This window comes from Streptomyces sp. NPDC036764 (genome assembly GCF_055609385.1).
On sequence record NZ_JBVJPT010000004.1, the window covers coordinates 1 to 18,346 of the forward strand.

Annotated in this window: 17 protein-coding genes; 3 read left to right on the forward strand and 14 right to left on the reverse strand. The window is 70.1% G+C overall.

From position 1 onward, the window contains the following. On the forward strand, nt 1-301 hold a 301-nt coding region (locus ACZ69Q_RS18180), incomplete at its 5' end, for a right-handed parallel beta-helix repeat-containing protein (RefSeq protein WP_471042689.1). Between the two features lie 479 nt (nt 302-780). On the opposite strand, the gene ACZ69Q_RS18185 is transcribed toward ACZ69Q_RS18180, so the two are convergent. The 9 genes from ACZ69Q_RS18185 to ACZ69Q_RS18225 form a co-directional block, all read right to left on the reverse strand. Continuing rightward, nucleotides 781-945 carry a LexA family protein gene (locus tag ACZ69Q_RS18185; RefSeq protein ID WP_471042692.1) on the reverse strand — a complete coding sequence of 55 codons (165 nt, stop codon included), beginning with the start codon at nt 943-945 and terminating at the stop codon, nt 781-783. 210 nt (nt 946-1,155) lie between these two features. Next, nucleotides 1,156-1,317, reverse strand: coding sequence for a hypothetical protein (locus ACZ69Q_RS18190; RefSeq protein WP_181925304.1), 162 nt, complete (start codon nt 1,315-1,317; stop codon nt 1,156-1,158). Between the two features lie 216 nt (nt 1,318-1,533). Beyond that, on the reverse strand, nt 1,534-2,439 hold the full coding sequence (locus ACZ69Q_RS18195; protein ID WP_471042695.1) for a S41 family peptidase: 906 nt from the start codon (nt 2,437-2,439) through the stop codon (nt 1,534-1,536). Nucleotides 2,440-2,721: 282 nt separating this feature from the next. After that, nucleotides 2,722-3,957: an MFS transporter gene (locus tag ACZ69Q_RS18200; protein ID WP_471042697.1), complete on the reverse strand. Its 1,236-nt coding sequence runs from the start codon at nt 3,955-3,957 to the stop codon at nt 2,722-2,724. A gap of 49 nt (nt 3,958-4,006) precedes the next feature. Then, nucleotides 4,007-4,765 (reverse strand): GntR family transcriptional regulator, encoded by a 759-nt coding sequence (locus ACZ69Q_RS18205; RefSeq protein ID WP_471042699.1) that lies wholly within the window; start codon nt 4,763-4,765, stop codon nt 4,007-4,009. A gap of 448 nt (nt 4,766-5,213) precedes the next feature. Then, the gene (locus ACZ69Q_RS18210; RefSeq protein WP_471042703.1) at nt 5,214-5,681 is read right to left on the reverse strand and encodes an excalibur calcium-binding domain-containing protein; all 468 of its coding nucleotides are present in this window, start codon (nt 5,679-5,681) and stop codon (nt 5,214-5,216) included. A gap of 85 nt (nt 5,682-5,766) precedes the next feature. Then, nucleotides 5,767-6,924 (reverse strand): alkaline phosphatase PhoX, encoded by a 1,158-nt coding sequence (locus tag ACZ69Q_RS18215; protein ID WP_471042705.1) that lies wholly within the window; start codon nt 6,922-6,924, stop codon nt 5,767-5,769. Nucleotides 6,925-7,337: 413 nt separating this feature from the next. Next, complete coding sequence (locus tag ACZ69Q_RS18220; RefSeq protein ID WP_471042708.1) at nt 7,338-8,825, reverse strand: sensor histidine kinase; 1,488 nt, start codon at nt 8,823-8,825, stop codon at nt 7,338-7,340. Continuing rightward, nucleotides 8,822-9,787: a response regulator transcription factor gene (locus ACZ69Q_RS18225; protein WP_471042711.1), complete on the reverse strand. Its 966-nt coding sequence runs from the start codon at nt 9,785-9,787 to the stop codon at nt 8,822-8,824. Before ACZ69Q_RS18225 ends, ACZ69Q_RS18220 begins: the two co-directional genes overlap by 4 nt. A gap of 192 nt (nt 9,788-9,979) precedes the next feature. On the opposite strand from ACZ69Q_RS18225, the gene ACZ69Q_RS18230 reads away from it, so the two are divergent. Both ACZ69Q_RS18230 and ACZ69Q_RS18235 read left to right on the forward strand, forming a co-directional pair. After that, nucleotides 9,980-10,585 carry a carbonic anhydrase gene (locus ACZ69Q_RS18230; RefSeq protein ID WP_125528785.1) on the forward strand — a complete coding sequence of 202 codons (606 nt, stop codon included), beginning with the start codon at nt 9,980-9,982 and terminating at the stop codon, nt 10,583-10,585. Next, nucleotides 10,582-12,381 carry a SulP family inorganic anion transporter gene (locus ACZ69Q_RS18235; RefSeq protein WP_471042715.1) on the forward strand — a complete coding sequence of 600 codons (1,800 nt, stop codon included), beginning with the start codon at nt 10,582-10,584 and terminating at the stop codon, nt 12,379-12,381. The genes ACZ69Q_RS18230 and ACZ69Q_RS18235 overlap by 4 nt, the downstream gene beginning before the upstream one ends. Nucleotides 12,382-12,565: 184 nt before the next feature. On the opposite strand, the gene ACZ69Q_RS18240 is transcribed toward ACZ69Q_RS18235, so the two are convergent. The 5 genes from ACZ69Q_RS18240 to ACZ69Q_RS18260 form a co-directional block, all read right to left on the reverse strand. After that, entirely contained in the window at nt 12,566-13,348 is a 783-nt protein-coding gene (locus tag ACZ69Q_RS18240; RefSeq protein WP_471042718.1) for an SDR family NAD(P)-dependent oxidoreductase, read from the reverse strand. Nucleotides 13,349-13,443: 95 nt separating this feature from the next. After that, nucleotides 13,444-14,028 (reverse strand): TetR/AcrR family transcriptional regulator, encoded by a 585-nt coding sequence (locus ACZ69Q_RS18245; protein ID WP_471042720.1) that lies wholly within the window; start codon nt 14,026-14,028, stop codon nt 13,444-13,446. Between the two features lie 49 nt (nt 14,029-14,077). After that, complete coding sequence (gene nirD, locus ACZ69Q_RS18250) at nt 14,078-14,428, reverse strand: nitrite reductase small subunit NirD (protein ID WP_471042723.1); 351 nt, start codon at nt 14,426-14,428, stop codon at nt 14,078-14,080. Next, nucleotides 14,425-17,019: a nitrite reductase large subunit NirB gene (gene nirB / locus ACZ69Q_RS18255; RefSeq protein WP_471042726.1), complete on the reverse strand. Its 2,595-nt coding sequence runs from the start codon at nt 17,017-17,019 to the stop codon at nt 14,425-14,427. The genes nirD and nirB overlap by 4 nt, the downstream gene beginning before the upstream one ends. Then, the gene (locus ACZ69Q_RS18260; RefSeq protein WP_471042729.1) at nt 17,020-18,231 is read right to left on the reverse strand and encodes an NAD(P)/FAD-dependent oxidoreductase; all 1,212 of its coding nucleotides are present in this window, start codon (nt 18,229-18,231) and stop codon (nt 17,020-17,022) included. It abuts the gene before it with no gap. Nucleotides 18,232-18,346 lie beyond the last annotated feature (115 nt).

Below are 18,346 nucleotides of genomic sequence, written 5' to 3' on the forward strand. Positions count from 1 at the left end.
GCGCCGCAACCAGATCCACGGCAACAAGGAGAGCGGCGTCTTCGTCCAGGACAACGGTATGGGCACGCTGGAGGACAACGACATCACCGGCAACACCAGGGCGGGTGTGACGATCAGGACGGGCGGCAACCCCACCCTGCGCGCCAACCGGATCAACCGCAACACATATGAGGCGGTATGGATCTACGACGGCGGCGGTGGCGTGATCGAGGACAACGACCTGACGGCCAACACCAAAGGCGCATGGGACATCGCGAAGGAGTGCGAGGCGAACGTCACGCGGGCCCGCAACACGGAATGAATGGCCTGCAAACGCCGCCAGGACCCGTGCGCTCAACGACGATCGTGATCAATACCCCTAGGGCCTGTGGTCGATCACGTCTGCTTGGGCGCTGCTCACACAGCCAGGAGGCGACTGGTGAAGCCTTCGGCCCGCAGCCGTTCCACGCCACCGCCACATCAGCGGGGATCATCCGTTCACTTATGAATCGGTGGCGGGCGTCCGATGCTCTGTGACCTTCAGCCATAGTTGGCCACCCGTCTGACGGGAGCGCAGGTAGCGGACTCGGGTTGAAACACTGATGGCCATTTTACTCAGTGACAGTTGGCCCAGACCAACCGGATTCACGGGGCGAGATGGACTCTGACCTGCTACTTCGGTGCACCGATTCGCGTCGCCCGCCTCATGTTGGCCAGAGGATGGCCACGGTGCCCCGTGCCGGGCAGGGGCACGGTCCGCCGCGGACGCTGACCGACGTTGGGGTGCTGGTAAGAATCGTGTCACCAGCGCAGGGCGATTCCCCTCCCCGTACGGGTGCCTGGTCCGCGATCGATGACGCCGAGCTGTGCCATCTGGTCGAGCTGGTACGCCACGGACGCCGTGCTCGACAGACCCACGCTCCTGCCGATCTCCCGCATCGAGGGCGCCTCGCCGTGCTCGGCCACCTAACCCCTGATGCACTGCGGGATCCGCTCCTGCCGGTCAGTGAGAAGTTCTTCCAACTCCTCCAGCGTCCGGACACGTTGGCGCAGTTCAACCCTGGCCGCGGGTGATCGGCCGGCTTCCGTTCTCGTGAGGGTTGTCCACCAGTGACTGCGGCTCCCCGCCGTTTCCCGACCGAACGGGCACGAGAGGGGCACGTTGACTGGCGATCTCTAGACGGCGAGCAGCCCGGCGAGGACCACAGCCCCCGCCGCGGAGAAGACCCGCAGCTTTCTCCAGCCTGGTCCCGAAGCCTGGCGGTTCAGCTCCCACATGAACACCAGACCGCCACCAAGGCCCAGCGCACTCCGCAGCAGGAAAACGGTGGTGTGCACAGGGAGCCTCCAGGGACCTTCGAATGGACGGGAAGGCTACCCCGGGCGGCGGTCTGGTGGTGGATGGGGCGCTCATACGGGGGCGCGGGGGCTCGCGCGGTCGGCGTAGCGACTTTGGCCGGGAGCTGCTTTGGCGCGAGTGATCATGGCCCCGTAGGCTTCCGGCGCGTCGGGCAGTCTGTGGACCTGCCCGGTAAAGCACGACGAGGGGCTGGGTCAGCCTGCCAGTTGGGCGAGGGCCAGCGCGTGTGCGTGGTCGAGGGAGTCGGCAGCAGCGCAAGGGATGTCCGGCTGCAAACCGGTGCCCTCCCAGTTCGTGCCGGAGACGGGGTTGATGGCACGGCCCATAGGGATGGTGGCCTCCAGGTGCGGGTGCACCGTCCAGCCCTTGCACGGATGTGCGCCGCCGCGGGTGCGCTCGCCGACGACTACGGCGCGGCCGAGCTGCTGGAGGTCGTACGCCAGCTCCTCAGCGGCAGAGAAGGTGCTGCCGCTGGACAGCACGTACAACGGCTTGCTGCCACCGAAGCGGGCGCCGGGAACGTGCGGCAGGCTCCAGGACTGCTCGCGGCGCTCGCCGTCGCGCCAGTGCATGGTGTTGAGGTGGGTGCGCTTGTCCAGTAGGTAGCTGCAGACGAAGGCGACCGTGTCCGGGTCGCCGCCCCGGTTGGCGCGAAGGTCCACGATCAGCGCCTGGGCGCGGGAGACCAGGGTGAGTGCGGCGCCCAGTGGTTCGGCGGCCCACTCCAGCGGAAACAGCATCGGTGCCAGCTCCAGTACGGCGACCCCTCCGTCGAGCAATTCCACCCGGGGTGCACCGCCCAGCGAGGTGTCGAAGTCCCGGCGCATGGCGTCCAGGGTGGCCGCGCCCTCCTTGGGGGGCACCGGGTCAGTGTGGTGCTTCAGTCTCAGGTGCCGGTCGCCGTTGACGGACTGCAGGTCCGCGGTGACCACACGGGCGAGCTCCTCGACGCCGTCGACGTCATAGGCGCCCTCGGCGAGGCGTCGTTGCAGCAGGCCGGCGACCTGCTCGGCTATCTCGGGGAAGACGTAGTGCTCGGTCAGTAGCCGGGTGGTCTCGTCGATGACAGGGGCGGGCTGAAGCTCCGTAAATGTCGTCATGGAAGGTAGTAGAGCACCGCCTTCGCGGAAGCGTCGGAGAGTTTGGACCGAGGATGCTCTTGCAGCCCTGCCTGCCGACGACCACCGCGCGGCCCACAGGCGGCCCCATGTTGGTCATTCGCCGCAGGGTCACATCGAGTTGGTGGCACGCGGACCTTGGAGTACCGAACCCTCACCCGCCGACCAACTGTGTCGTGGCTGCTCTCCGCCCTCGCCCGCCGTCGGCAGGTCGCCCTCACCTGGGGACACCCGAGCCACTCAACGTGCTGGTTCGGGGGCCTTTTACGTGGGCAGTGCGCGCATTGTTCGAAGCGGCGACAGGAAGTTGGGGAGGGCACTCAGCGTCATACCGGCTGCACCAATCCACAAGGTGCCTGTTGCTCCGAATACAGAGCCCGAGACCCCGCCCAAAAGCCCACCGAGAGGAATACCGCCCCAGGAGACGAATCGAGCTGTTGCGCTCATCCGGCCCAGAAGCCGATCCGGTGTCAGGGCCTGTTGGAAGCTTGATTGAGCCACCACGCGGACGACTCCGCCCAGAGAAAGGGCCGCGAGTCCGATCGCAGCCACATACACGCTCCAACCCGTTCGAGCCATCGGCATGAGGCCGGTCAACGGACAGGTGGCCAGTGACGCGAGCCAGATGACCCGACCGCGCCCGACTCGCTTCGAGACCCTGGTCGCCAGCAGTGAGCCCAGCAAGGCACCACAACCCATTCCCGACAGTATGAGGCCAATAGAAAAGGACCGGAGGCCCATCTCCCGTTCCAAAAAGACCAGCAACATGGTTTGATACACGACCAGGAAGAGATTGAATATTGCATCCCCCAGCATGATTGCACGTAGGATAGGGTTCGTGACTACGAACTTCAGTCCTTCCTTGATCTCTCGGCTCAACTGAGGGTGCTCACTCGGCTCTGGCTTTTGCTCGCGCTTCCGGATGGTGGCCGCAAGCAGCCCCGACGTAACCATCCCGGCCGAACTCACCAAAAGCGTTGCAGGAGCTCCGATCAGGCCGACCAGCGGCCCTGCCACAGTCGGCCCGCTGATACTGGTCACTGACCGTATTGCCGACAGTTTTGAGTTTCCTTCCACGAGATTGCTGCGTCCCACCAAGTGCGGGAGATAGCTGGCGTACGCAACATCGAAAAAAACGGTCAACACTCCATGAACCAAGGCGACTGAGTAGAGCCACCAGATGGTGAGAGTGTCTGCCCACCACGCCACCGGTATCGTCAAGAGGGCCAACGCGCGAGTGAGATCAGTGCTGATCATCACCGATCGCTTCCGCATGCGGTCCACCCACGCGCCTGCCGGCAGCCCGACCAGGAGCGATCCTGCCGTAGTCATCGCGGTCAGTAATCCCACTTGGAACTCGTCTGCATGCAATGCCGTGATGGCGGCCAGAGGCAAAGCTAGAAAGATGATGCGGTCGCCCAGTTGACCGAGCGCAGTGGCAGCAAGCAATCGCTCAAAGTCCCGATCGTGTAAGAAGCCGAGCCGGGATGATTTTGGCATGGAATACCCTACTGTCGAATTTGCGATGTCTCTCTAATGGCTTCAACGGTTACGGACGGTCGACTCCGAATTCGTAGACCACTTCACGGCGCACATCCGGAATGACCATGTCAGCCGTCTCCACCGGACGTCCGTCCGTGTCGAAGATGGTCCGCTCGATCTGAAGCACGAGGTCCCCCACGCTGATCCCCAGGAGGTTCGCCTGCACCTGGGTGGCGCGAGCTGGGCGTGGCACCTCGACCACAGTCGAGATATCCACGCCGATGGAACGCATGCGCTCGAGCACCCCCTTTCCCGCCAGGGGACCCATCTCGGGCAGCACAACCGGCGTTCCACCCGTGATGGCCATCGGCTCCCAGGATTCGGAAAGCTGCACGGGTTGCCCGTCGGCGAGGAACTCGTAATGCGTATGGACGCAGAGGTCCCCAGGGCTGATGGCGAGCCGCTCGGCGATTGGCTCGGAGGCGGGGACGCGCACCTGACTGTGTGAATCCCAGGCGTTGGCCCTGCCCCGCTCCCTCCTGTCCTGCCAGAGGGGAGAGACCTCCCGGCGTTCGCGGTGCCGCGAACGGACCAGCCGCAGACGCTCTCGCGGCATGCGGACGTAGGTGCCCGAGCCGGCGCGTCCCTCAAGGAGACCGTCGATGATCAAACGGTCCATAGCCCTCTGCATGACGTTGCGTCCGATCCCGTACTCCACGGCGAGCCGTGCCCGGGAGGGCAGACGCTCCCCGATCTCCCACTCTCCCGCGAGAATCCGTGCGCGCAGCACGTCGGCCACTGCGAGGTACGGCGCCTCTCGGGGCATGGACGATCCTCCGGCTGTTCTACTCGACGGCAATTGGTCGTTTCCAGTGGGGCGTTGGCAAGCTACTGCACCGGGTGGAAGCTGCTGGAGTAGAAATACGCTCGGCGCTCTGGCCGGACGAGAAGAAGCCACGGCCAAGAAGACACCGGCGAGGCAGTAGCCCGCCAAGAAGACGGCCCCAAAGAAGACCACCGTGAGAAAGGCGTCGGGGAGCCGGCCCCGCAGCGCTTAGTCCACGAAGCCGAGCGCCTTGTGTGGGAGGCGGAGGCGGGTCGGACGGTCGACATGATGGAAGCCGTCCTGAACGAGGTGCCCTGAGAGTGCCCTGAGGGCGTGACTGACGGCTGGCTTCCCAGGTCAGGAAGCCAGCCATACCCCCTGTGCGGGGGTGCCGCCCTTCGGTGTGTGTGGGTATGTCTGCGTTCGTGGGTGCACGCGCAGGGTGGCGTTAGCTGTCGCAGCCCACCCCGTCGTTGTCGCGGTCGAGGTGGGAGGCGTAGCCGGGTTCGCCTCGGTGGATGGGGGCGGCGCCGGCTGCGCGGGCCTCGGTGCAGTTGGCGTAGTAGACGTCCGCGCCGGAGGAGTCGTCCTCGGCGGCGGCGCCGGTGTCCGTCGCGGGTGTGGCGGTGACCGTCGTGGTGACCTTGACGGTCTTCGTGGCTGTCACCGTCGGTGCCGGCTCGGGTTCGGGTGCCTTGGCCGTCATGGTCGCGGTGACGGTGACCGTGGGCCGCGGTGAGGCCGCGGCCGGCTTCGCCTCGGTGGTCTTCGAGTCCTCGCCGGACGCGCCGCCCGCGCCGATGCCGATGAAGAAGGCCAGGGCGAGGGCGGGGATCGCGTAGCGCTTGCGGGCCCAGGCCGGGGCCGGGCGGACGGGCGGCTGCGGCATGGGTGCCGAGGTGTACGGATTGGTCATGTCATCCCCCCACTGGTGTTGCGTGAGGGGATGACCGTATTGCTCTGCGACCGTGCGTGAAGGAGATGTGGCTGTTTTGTGATCGCTATGCGCGGAAGGGGCCCGTCACCTCGTACGTGATGCCGCCCGAGGAGCTGCCGCTCGTGCCCCGCTGGCTGGAGAAGTACAGACGCCTGCCGTCCGGGGAGAACGCCGGGCCCGTGATCTCCGAGCCGGACTGGCCGTCGATCCGCAGGAACGAGGCGACCACGTCGTCCGGGGTGATCACGCAGATCTCCATGTTGCCGCCGTCCTCGGCGACGAACAGGTCGCCTGAGGAGGCGCCGGTGATGTTGTCGACGCCGGTGAGCGGGGCCGTGCCGTTGACGAGGGAGTCGTCGTACGCCAGCTCGTAGGTGTTCGACGTGAGATTGAGCTGCCAGACGCGGTTGTCGCCCTTGGTCGTGAACCAGACCGTGTCGTCGGCGTAGTGGCAGCCCTCGCCGCCGTTGAAGGACTTGGAGCCGGAGACCTGGGAGCGGGTGGCGGTGGGGGAGCCGTCCGGGTCGGGGATGTTCGCCCAGGTGAAGGAGCCGCTGGTGGCGCTGCCCGCGACCATGACCTGGAGCGTGCCGGAGGACAGGTCGCCCCAGGTCGTCGGCACGAAGCGGTAGAAGCGGCCGTTGGTCTCGTCCTCGGTCAGGTAGACCACCTTGCGGACCGGGTCGGCGGCCGCCGCCTCGTGCTTGAAGCGGCCCATCGCCGCGCGCCGCACCGCGGCGTTCGTGCCCCAGGGGTCGGTCTCGTAGACGTAGCCCAGGGACACCTCCTCGCAGGACAGCCAGGTGTTCCACGGCGTCTTGCCGCCCGCGCAGTTCTGCCGGGTGGACGAGAGGATGCGGTACGCGCCCGTGATCGCGCCCGCCGCCGAGAACTTCACCGCGCTCGCGCCGCCGGAGGGGTTGATCTCCGAGTTGGAGACATAGATCCAGCCCGAGCCGTCCGCGTAACAGGCCCCGCCGTCAGGGGCGTTGTGCCAGGTGTACGACGTCCCGGAGACCGTCTGTCCGGAGCGCGCGATGACGCGGCTGGTGAAGCCGCTCGGCAGTCTGATGCCGTTGGCGTCGGGGGAGCCCAGTGCCCCGTAGGGGCCCGAGCCGGGCTGGGCGGGCGCGGCGTACGCGGCGCCGCGCCACAGGGTTCCGCCGAAGACGGCCGAGCCGCCGCCGATGGCGGCCGCACGCAGGAAGGTACGACGTTCCACTTTTGCTCCAAAGGGTGCCGTGACCGGCCCCGCCGCCCGGTCGGGGGCGGGGTCGCGCGGTCACGGACGCTAGGGGTGCGGGGTTAAAGACCCCAGGGGTGCGCGGTGGACGCCCTATGGACAGGCTGTGAAGCGGGTGTGCGGGAGGCGCGGGCCCGCCGACACGGCGGCCCTGCGTCGGGAGCGCCGGGGGCGGCCTTGCGCTGGGAGTGGCGGGGGCGGCCTTGCGCTGGGAGTGCCGGGAGGCGGCCTGCCTTGCGCAGGGAGTGCCGGGGCGACCTTGCGCCAAGAGTGCCGGGAGTGCCGGGGCGACCTTGCGCCGGGAGTGCCGCGGGACCTCCCGGCGACGCTACGTCGGGAGTGCCGGGGCCTCCCGGCGGCACTACGTCCGGAGCACCGGACCCCCACCGCCCCTACGCCCGCAGCGCCGGAGCCTCCCGGCGGCGCTGACCGCCTCTGCCCAGCGGGTGGCCGCCCCCGGCACCCTGCGCGGGTTCCGCCGACGGCAGGCGGATCACCGCGTCCAGGCCGCCCGAACTCGCGGCGTGCAGGCTCGCCTCGCCGCCGCTCGCGTGGGCGAGGCGCTGCACCAGCGACAGGCCGAGGCCCGTGCCGCCCTTGGGGGCGCCCGGTGCCCGCCAGAACCGGTCGAAGGCGCGGGCCCGCTGCTCCGGCGTCATGCCGGGGCCCTCGTCGGTGATGTGCAGGTCGACCCAGGCAGGGCGGGCGTCGCGCAGGGCGCGGCGGGCCGGGACACGCAGCCGCAGCTCCATCGTCACGGTGGAGCCGCGCGGGGAGGCGCGCAGGGCGTTGGAGAGCAGGTTGTCCACGATCTGCTCGACCCCGCCCGGCACCGCAAGCACCGGCCCCACACTGCCCGCGAACAGCACCAGCGAGACCCGCTGCTGCTCGAAGAGCGGCAGCCAGGTGCGGTGCCGTTCCGCGCAGACGGCCCCCACGTCGACCTGGGCGGGCGTCGCGGAGTCCTCCTCCAGGCGGGCCATCGCCAGCAGCCCCTCGACCATCCGGGAGAGCCGGTCCGTCTCGGTCACGGCGGCGGTGAGGCTGCCGAGGCCACGGTCGGAGACGTTCGGCTCCAGGTTCTCAAGGCGCAGTCGCAGCGCCGCCAGTGGCGTCTTGAGCTGGTGCGAGGCCTCGCCCGCGAACGCCCGCTGGGCGGCGAGGAGATGGGCGAGCCGGGCCGCCGTACGGTTGAACGCGGTGGCCAGCCGGCGCACCTCCGGCGGGCCCTTCGTCATCGTCACCGGCGTGGCCCGCCCGCCCGCGGCCAACTCATGGGTGGCCCGCTCCAGTTCGCGGATCGGCCGCCCGGTCCAGCGCGCGATGGCGAACCCCACGACCGCGACCGCCGTGAGCACCCCGAGCCCGCCGAGGGCCAGCAACAGCCAGACGTGATGGACGCGTTCGTGCACTGTCCTGGTCGGCAGCGTCAGCCACACGGCACCCTGCAACCCCGTGGCGTGCCGGACCGGCGCCGCGACCGAGAGGTACTGGACCCCGCCGATGGTCGACGTACGGACGTCCACCGTGGAGGTGCCGTGCAGGGCTGCCGCGATACCGGGCCGCGAGGCGAGGTCGGACGACATGACGGCGGCCCGCGGATGCGAGGTGGCGAGCAGCGTGCCCGCGGCGTCCACGATCACCACCTTGCCACCGATGCGCTCGGCACAGTGCACCGCCCTGCGCGGCAGGTCCCGCTCGGCACGGCCCGCGCTGAGCGAGAGCGAGGCGTACGCGGAGACCGACTCGGCCTCGTCCTTCGCCGCGTTCACCACCCGCTCCCGCTCGCTGCGCGAGTACACGAAGCCCAGCGGGATCTCCAGGCACAGCAGCACCAGCGCGGCGAGAGAGAGGTAGCTGAGCAGCAGCCGGCGGGTCACGGCGAGGACACCCGCTGTCCGCCCGGCTCGGTCTGCACCGCCAGCCGGAAGCCGACCCCGCGCAGCGTCTGGATCCACGCCGGGTCGCCCAACTTGCGCCGCAGCGAGGCGACATGGACGTCCAGCGTCTTGGTTGGGCCCTCGTAGTGCGGATCCCACACCCGGTCCAGGATCTGCTGCCGGGAGTACACCGCACCCGGATCCTCGGTCAGCAGCGCCAGCAGCTCGAACTCCTTCGGTGTGAGGGTGACGGGGATCTCGCCGACCCAGACCTGACGGGTGCGGCGGTCCACGACCAACGGGCCGGGCGGGTAGGAGGGCCGGGGTGTCGGGTCGTCGTACGACGGAGGCGGCGCGGCCTCGTACGAGGGTGCGGCGCGCGGCGCAGCGGCCGCCCTTTCCGCCAGTGCCCCGGCGCGCAGCCGCTCCACCAGCGCCTCCGTACGGCCACGGTCCATCGCGGTCTCCATACGGACCGGCTCGGCCGGGGTCTCCGTACGGCCGCGCTCCGCCATCGCCTCCGTACGGCCGCGCTCCGCCACCGTCTCTGTACGCACTGGCTCCGCCATCGCCTCCGTACGCACCGATTCCGCCTTCGCCTCCGTGCGCTGGGTCCGCCGGGTCACGGCGCGCACCCGTGCCACCAGCTCCCGGATACTGAACGGCTTCGCGAGATAGTCGTCCGCCCCCAGCTCCAGGCCCAGCACCCGGTCGGCCTCCTCACCCCGCGCACTCAGGATGATGACCGGCACGTCCGAGACCTGCCGGATGCCCCGGCACACATCGATGCCGTCCATGTCGGGCAACCCGAGGTCGAGCAGGACGACATCGCCGTACGCGCTTCTCAACCCCTCCGCCCCGGTGGTCACGTGATCCACCGTCAGCCCGAAGTGACCCAGCCCCTCGGCGAGCGGTTCGGCGATCGTCTCGTCGTCCTCGATGAGCAGCACTCGTATGCCCATACGTCCTGTCTCTCCGTGAATTTGCATTCTCTGCCCTGACGGGCACACGCTACAAGAAACAAGCGCTTGCGGGGCGTTGCGACAAAGAATGTCCAATTGCTGGACGCGCTCTGGCCTTTACTTAACCTTCCTCTGGTGTGCCCTCCTCTACGGTGCTGTGAGCTGGTCGAACTCCAAGCTGAGGAGGCATCGTTGAAGGCATTGCTGGACCGTGCCCGCTCGTTCAGGCGCAGGGTCGATTTCGAGAGCGTTGAATACCGGAAACTGGCCGAGGGGCAATATCCCGAGGCGCTCTTCATTACCTGCTCGGACTCGCGGGTCATACCCGCACTGATTACCGGCGCGCGGCCCGGAGAGATATTCGAGCTGCGCAATGCGGGCAATATCGTGCCGCCGTACGGCAGTCCCGGCGCGTCCGGAGAAGCCGCCACCATCGAGTACGCACTGGAGGTGCTCGGGGTTCAGGACATCGTCGTGTGCGGTCACTCACACTGCGGCGCGATGGGTGCCCTGAAGTCCGGCGACGACCTGACCGCGCTGCCCGGCGTGGACGCCTGGCTCCAGCTCGCCCGCCCCGAACTGGCGCCGGTCCTCACCGCCGCCTCCGACGACCCCTCCCTGCCCGACGTGGCGCAGGGCAACGTCGTCAACCAGCTCGCCGTACTGCGGACCCACCCGGTGGTGCGGCAGCGGCTGGACGGGGGGCGGCTGCGGCTGCACGGCTGGTACTACGAGGTCGACACCGGGCAGGTGCACGAGCTGGAGGGCGACGGGCGGTTCCGGGTGCATACCGGATGAGCGGGGCGCATGCGCGCGGGCGCGCGTCGGGGCGTACGAAGAGGGCAGTGCCGAAGCGGGCAGTGCCGGAGGGGGCCGTGCCGGTCAGGGCCGCGGCGCCGCCCCCGAATCCCGGCTCTCGGTCCGGTGCCGGCTCCGGCCCCGAGTCCGGTCCGAAGCGGTCCGGTGCCAGGCCCGACCTCGCCAACGAGATCACCGCGTCCCTCGTCGTCTTCCTCGTCGCCCTGCCCCTGTGTATCGGCGTCGCCGTGGCGTCGGGTGTGCCCGCCGAGCTCGGGATCATCTCCGGGGTGATCGGCGGCCTGGTCGTCGGCGCGGTCCGGGGCAGCACGCTCCAGGTGAGCGGGCCGGCCGCCGGGCTCGCCGCGCTGGTCGCTGAGACGGTGCTGGAGCACGGCCTGGCGATGCTCGGCGTGATCGTCCTGTTCTCGGGCATCCTCCAGATCGTCCTCGGCGTCGTACGCCTCGGCCGGATGTTCCAGGCGATCTCCCTGGCCGTGGTCCAGGGCATGCTGGCCGGCATCGGGCTGCCGCTGATGTTCAGCCAGGCCTATCCGATGGCCGACGCCAAGGCGCCCGGCACGCCGATCGAGAACATGGCCGGGATGCCGGGCCTGTTCGCCGGGATCCTCACCGATCCGCAGGCGATGATCGCCACGCTGCTCGGGGTCGCCACCATCGTGCTGAGCTTCGTGTGGAAGAAGGTGCCGGGCCCGGCGAAGCGGATCCCGGCCGCGCTCGTCGCGGTCGGCGTCGGAGTGGCGGTGGCCGCGCTGCCCGGCGTGGACGTGAAGACGCTCCAGGTCGGCAACCTGCTGGCGTCCGTGCGGGTGCCGGGGGCCGGGGAGTTCGCGGGGCTGGCGGACGCGGCGGTCATCACGTCCGTCCTCACCTTCACGGTGATCGCCTCCGCGGAGAGCCTGTTCACGGCGGCCGCCGTGGACCGTATGCACAGCGGGCCGCGCACCCGCTACAACACCGAACTCATCGCCCAGGGCGCCGGGAACACCATCGCGGGCATCCTCGGCGCCCTCCCCATCACGGCGGTCGTGGCGCGCAGTTCGGCCAACGTCCAGGCCGGAGCGAAGACCCGTATCTCGCGCACCCTGCACGGCCTGTGGCTGCTGGCCTTCGCGCTGCTGCTGCCGCAGGTACTGGCGCTGATCCCGATCTCGGTGCTCGCGGGTGTCCTCGTGCACAGCGGCTGGAAGCTGTTCGCGCCGGAGGAGTTCCCGAAGATGTGGCGTCAGGACCGGGGCGAGTTCGCGGTGATGACGGTGACGACGCTGGTCATCGTGGCGACGGCGCTGCTGGAGGGCGTCCTGATCGGCCTCGCGGCCGGGATCGTGCTGGCCGCCCTGCGTATGTCGCAGACGGTGATCCGCCAGCACGTCGAGGAGGACACCGCGAAGGTCGTCATGGCCGGCAACGCGACGTTCCTACGGCTGCCGCAGGTCATCGAGGCGCTCGAGAACGCGGCGGCCTCGGGCAAACCGCGCATGCGCCTGGATCTGACCGGCGTGACGCATCTGGATCACGCGTGCCGCAGCCAGGTGGAGGAGTTCACGGCGCAGCAGCGGGGGTTGGGGCTGCGGGTGGAACTGCTGATGCCGGGACCGGCGAGGACGGAGACGCCGGTCGGCACCGGGCCCGCCCCGCAGCCGGAGGCCGCGCCGGCGTCGGCTCCCGGCCCGGACGCGCAGTGGTTCTACCTGGACACGGGCCCGCTACCCGGCGACCACGCGGACCCGGCGCAGATCCATGCGGAGAGCTACCGTCCGGTCACGTCACGTTAGCATCACGGGCCCTTCATAACTCCGCCGCGGGCGGCGCGGCCCTCCTCGCCGGGGGCGGGCCAGTGCTGCTGGTGGCGCACAGGCGCCGCACCAACCGCTGAACCCCAAGCCCACCAACGCGACGGCCCCACCACCCGGTGAGCCCCGCCACCCGCTGAGCCCCGCCACCTGCTGAGCCCCGGACTCAGGCCGTCGCCCCGCTGTCCACCACCAGGTCCGTGCCCACCACCGACGTGGCGTCGTCCGAGGCGAGATAGAGGACGGCGGCGGCGATCTCGTCCGTCGTCGAGATGCGGCCGAGGGGCAGGGTGGTGCGGGCGCGGGTCGCGCGGGCCGCGTCGTCCTCGCCGGGGCGCAGGGACATGGGGGTCTCCACGGCGCCGGGGCTGACCGCGTTGATGCGGACGCCGTCGCGGATGTGGTCGAGGGCGGCACCCCGGGTGAGTACGGAGACGGCGGCCTTGGAGGCGGAGTAGGCCGCGGCGCCGGGGTTGCGGGTGTGGACGCCGAAGGTGGAGGCGATGTTGACGATCGCGCCGCCCGTCGACTGGGTGCGCATCTGCCGGATCTCGGCCCGCAGGGCGAGGAACACGCCAGTGACGTTGATGTCGAGCTGGGTGCGCCAGTCCTCCTCGGAGAGTTCGGCCAGCGGGGCGCCGCCCCGGAAGACACCCGCGTTGTTCACCGCCACGTCCAGGGAGCCGAACCGGTCGACGGCGGCGGTGACCGCGGCCTCGACGTCCGCCGCGCGCGAGACGTCGGCGGTCACCGCCAGCGCCTTCCCTCCCGCCGCCTCGATCAGCGCCACCGTCTGCTGCAGTTGCTCCCGCCGGCGCCCCGCCGCGACGACGTTCGCCCCTTCCGCGGCGAGCGCGAGTGCCACCGTCCGTCCGATGCCCGAGCCGGCGCCGGTGACCAGGGCGGTCCGGTCCGTGAAGCGGGTGCGGTGGTGCGAGGTGGTGGTCATGGTCTCCCCTATGTCGACTGATCGGACATTTTCTTGACCGATCGGTTCAGTATCAGCGCAAAGAAAAGAGCACCCCGTGAGGTGCTCCTCGGTTCTCAGTCAAGCAGGGCCAGGGCCTGCTCCGCCGCGTCCCGCACCCGCGCCGGGTCCGACGACGCCTTGCCGACCACGCGCAGGCCCTGCAGCAGGACCAGCAGCATGCGGGCCAGGGTGAGCGGGTCGCGCCCGGCCGGCAGTTCGCCCTGCGCCTGCGCGCGGACCAGTGCCGAGTGCAGCACCGTCTCGAGCTGGTCCCAGTTGCGCTCCACGTGCCGGGCCGCGGCCGCGTCGTGCGGGCCGAGTTCCGCCGCGGTGTTGGTGATCATGCAGCCGCTCAGCCGCAGTTGGGCGTCCGTGGCCTCCGCCGCGTACCGACGGACGAGGCTTCGTACGGCCGGCAGCGCGGGGCCCGGCTGGGACAGCTCCCGCACGATCGGCGGGAGCCCGGCCCGGTCGTAGCGCTCCAGCGCCTTCAGGTACAGCTCGTGCTTGTTGCCGAAGGTCGCGTACAGGCTCGCCCGTCCGATGCCGAGGTGCTCGACGAGGTCGGACATCGACGTCGCCTCGTAGCCGCGCCGCCAGAACAGCTCCAGGGCTGCCTGCAGCGCGGCCTCGGGGTCGAATTCCTTGGTCCTGGCCACGACGGCCAGCCTAGGATCAGTCAGAACGATCAGTCAAGAAATATCGACGCTACGACGCCCGTACCTCGTACGTCGCGATCCGCACGCTCTCGTCGTCCAGGCACTGCCCCGTCTCCAGGTCGAACCGCTGCTTCAGCAGGGGCGACGCCACGAACGGGCGGCCCTGGTGGGTGCCGGTCAGGCCGCGGGAGAGGACCGCGGCGCCGCCGAACGGGTCGCGGTTGTCGATCGCGTACAGCGTCCCGGCGCGGTCGCGGAAGAGGGCCACCTGGCCGCCGTCGGGCAGCAGGGCCGCCACGCCGCGGCCCGGGAGCAGCCGGGTCAGGTCGCAGACCGTCAACCAGTCGTCGGCCAGCCGTACTTGGACCTTCAGGTCAGTGGTCTCGGGTGCGAGGGTCATCGCTGGGCGCTTCCTTCCAGGGGACGGTGGCCGATGGTCAGCAGCGGCAGGTCGGGCTTGATCTGGTCGCGCTCGGGCACGAAGCCGACGACCGGGTCGGGGGTGTCGGGGGCGTTGACGAAGGAGACGAAGCGGGCCAGCTTCTCGGGGTCGTTGATGGTCTCCGACCACTCGTCGCGGTAGTTCGCGACATGGGCCGCCATCAGCGACTCCAGCTCCTCGCAGATGCCCAGCGAGTCCTCGACGACCACGTCACGGACGTGGTCAAGGCCGCCGGGGAGCCGCTCCAGCCACACGCTCGTGCGCTCCAGGCGGTCCGCCGTGCGGATGTAGAACATCAGGAAGCGGTCGATCAGACGGATCAGCTCGGCGTCGGACAGGTCCTGTGCGAGGAGGTCCGCGTGGCGCGGCGTCGCACCGCCGTTGCCGCCGACGTAGAGGTTCCAGCCGTTGGCGGTGGCGATCACGCCGAAGTCCTTCGACTGGGCCTCCGCGCACTCGCGCTGGCAGCCGGATACCGCCGACTTCAGCTTGTGCGGCGAGCGCAGGCCCCGGTAGCGCAGCTCCAGATCGATCGCCATGCGGACCGAGTCCTGGACGCCGTAGCGGCACCAGGTCTGGCCCACGCAGGACTTCACGGTGCGCAGCGACTTGCCGTACGCGTGCCCGGACTCGAAGCCCGCGTCCACCAACCGCGCCCAGATGAGGGGGAGCTGCTCGACCCGCGCGCCGAACATGTCGATGCGCTGACCGCCGGTGATCTTCGTGTAGAGGCCGAAGTCGCGGGCGATCTCACCGATCACGATCAGCCCCTCCGGGGTGATCTCACCACCGGGGATCCGCGGCACGACGGAGTACGAGCCGTTCTTCTGGATGTTGGCGAGGAAGTGGTCGTTGCTGTCCTGCAGGGACGCCTGCTCGCCGTCCAGGACATAGCCGCTCGCGCCGATCGTCGGGGCGAGCGAGGCGATGATCGAGCCGACCGCCGGCTTGCAGATCTCGCAGCCGTCGCCGCCCCGGGCGCCGTCGCGGCCGTAGCGGTCGAGCAGGTCCTGGTAGGTGTTGATGCGCAGGGCGAGGACGATCTCGTAGAGCTCCTCGCGGGTCTGCGCGAAGCAGCCGCACAGGCCCTTGTCGACCTCGACGCCGGACGCCTCCAGCTCGGCGGTGACGAGCTGGCCGAGGACCTTGACGCAACTGCCGCAGGTCGTACCGGCCTTGGTGCACTTCTTCACCTCGGGCACGGTCGTGCACTGGTGGTCGGTGACCGCGCCGCGGATCGTGCCCTTGGTGACGTTGTTGCAGGAGCAGATGATCGCCTCGTCCGGCAGCGCGGACGGGCCGAGCTGGGCGGGCGCCCCGGCGCCGGCCGGCAGCACGAGAGACTCCGGCGAGACCGGCGGGACCGAGCCGGTGAACGCCTTCAGCGTGCCGTACGCCTCCGCGTCGCCGACCAGGATGCCGCCGAGCAGTGTGCCGTCGCGACCGATGACCAGCTTCTTGTACAGGCCCGCGCGGGAGTCGGAGTAGACGACGTCCAGGCAGTCCTCGGCGGCGCCGTGCGCGTCGCCGAAGGACGCCACGTCCACGCCGAGCAGCTTCAGCTTGGTGGACAGGTCGGCGCCGGTGAAGGACGCCTCGTCGGCGGCGATCGTCGCGGCGGCCGTCTCGGCCTGCTCGTAGCCGGGGGCGACCAGGCCGTACACCCGGCCGTCCGACGCCAGCGCGCACTCGCCGATCGCGAACACGTGCGGGTCGGCGACCGTACGGCACTGCTCGTCGACCGCGATGCCGCCGCGCTCGCCGACCGTCAGACCGCAGTCGCGGGCCAGTTGGTCGCGGGGGCGGACACCGGCGCTGAACACCACCAGGTCGGTGGCCAGTTCGGAGCCGTCGGACAGCTTCATGCCGGTGACGGCACCGGCGTCGTCGACCACGATCTCCTGCGTGCCGACCCCCGTGTGCACGCTCAGGCCCATGTCCTCGATGGTGCGCAGCAGCGCGGCGCCGCCGCCCTCGTCGACCTGGACGGGCATCAGCCGGGGCGCGAACTCCACGATGTGGGAGGTCAGTCCGAGACCCTTCAGCGCGCCCGCGGCCTCCAGGCCGAGCAGGCCGCCGCCGACCACCGCGCCGGTCGTCGCCGTCTTCGCGTACTCCTCGATGGCGAGGAGGTCCTCGATCGTGCGGTAGACGAAGCAGCCCTCGGCGTCCTTGTTGGGGACCGGCGGGACGAAGGGGAACGAGCCGGTGGCGAGGACGAGGGTGTCGTAGTCGAAGACCTGGCCGGACCGGGCGGTGACCTTCTTCGCCTCGCGGTCGACGGAGACGGCCGGATCGCCGACGTACAGCTCGATGCCGTGCGTGGCGATGAACTCCATGTCCGTCATCGACAGGTCCTCGGGTGTCCTGCCCGAGAAATACGAGGTGAGCGCCACGCGGTCGTAGGCCGGGCGCGGCTCCTCGCACAGCACGACCACGCGGTGCGTGGCCGTCAGGCCGCGCTCGGCGAGCGCTTCGAGGAAGCGCTGGCCGACCATGCCGTGGCCGACGAGCACGATCGTGGGGGTGGCCCCCGGGGCGGCGGTCATTCAGGAGCCTCCATCGTTGGTGAGCAGGTGGAGCAGGGGGGCGTCGTCGGGGAGCGGCTCCGCTCCCTCCCAGGCGCGGGCGAGCGCGCCGACGGTGCCGAGTTCGCCGACGAGAACCCCGCCGACCAGGCGGTCGTCGCGGACGACGACCTTGCGGTAGGTGCCGCGGGTGGCGTCGGCGAGCTGCACGACGTCGTCCCCGGGGAGGGCCTCCGTCTCGCCGAAGGCGGCGAGGTCGAAGGCGCTCCGCCCGGCGAGCGTGAGCCGGGTCAGTGAACGGGTGCCGGTGTAGCGGGCGTTCGTACGGCCGGACAGCGACTCGGCCAGGACGTCGGCCTGTTCGAGCGCCGGGGTGGCGAGGCCGTACACCTGGCCGTCGTGCTGGACACAGTCGCCGATCGCCCTGATGTGCGGGTCGGAGGTGCGCAGTTCGTCGTCGACGAGGATGCCCTTGTGGACGGCGAGGCCCGCGTCCTGGGCGAGACCGACGCGCGGGTGCACCCCGCAGGCGATGACCACGAGGTCCGCGTCGAGCGCGTATCCGTCGGCCATCTCGACCGAGCGGACCGCACCACCCACCGAGCGCACGTCGCGCACCCGGCACTCGGTGTGGACCTCGACGCCGAGGTCCTTCAGGTGCCGGTGCACCAGTTTCGACGCGCTCGGATCCAACTGACGCTCCATCAGCCGCTCGGACTGCTGGGCGAGCACGACCTGCGCGCCGCGCAGCGCCAGCGCACGGGCCGCCGAGACCCCGAGGAGCCCGCCGCCGATCACGACCGCCCGCACCCCCGGCCGTACCGCCTTGGACAGACCCAGGCAGTCGTCCATGGTGCGGAAGGCGTGGACGCCCTCCGGCAGTTCGTGATCGGGGGTGAACAGCCCGCGCAGCGGCGGCAGCACCGGGTTGGAGCCGGTGGCCAGTACGAGGGTGTCGTATGCGATCTCCGACCCGTCCGCGAGGTGTACGGCTCGCACCTCGCGGTCGATGCCGGTGACCCGGCCCCGGGTCAGCTCCGCGGGCGCCGGCAGGGCGATCACGTCGGGGCTGTAGCGGCCGGCCAGCACCTCGGCGAGCAGCACCCGGTTGTACGGGCGGTGCTCCTCGTCGCCGACGAGCGTCACGGGCGTGCCCAGCTCGCCGAGCCGCCGGGCGAGTCGTACGCCCGCGAGGCCGGCGCCGATCACCACCACACGCGTATTCGAGGTCATGCCAAGGAGCGTGCGGTGCCGGTGTTTCCCGACCGCATCACGTCTGTTTCCCGCGGGGAACGCTGCCCTCAGCGAGGCCCGCGAGGGGATGTGAGGGTTCGCAGGGCGCGGTGCG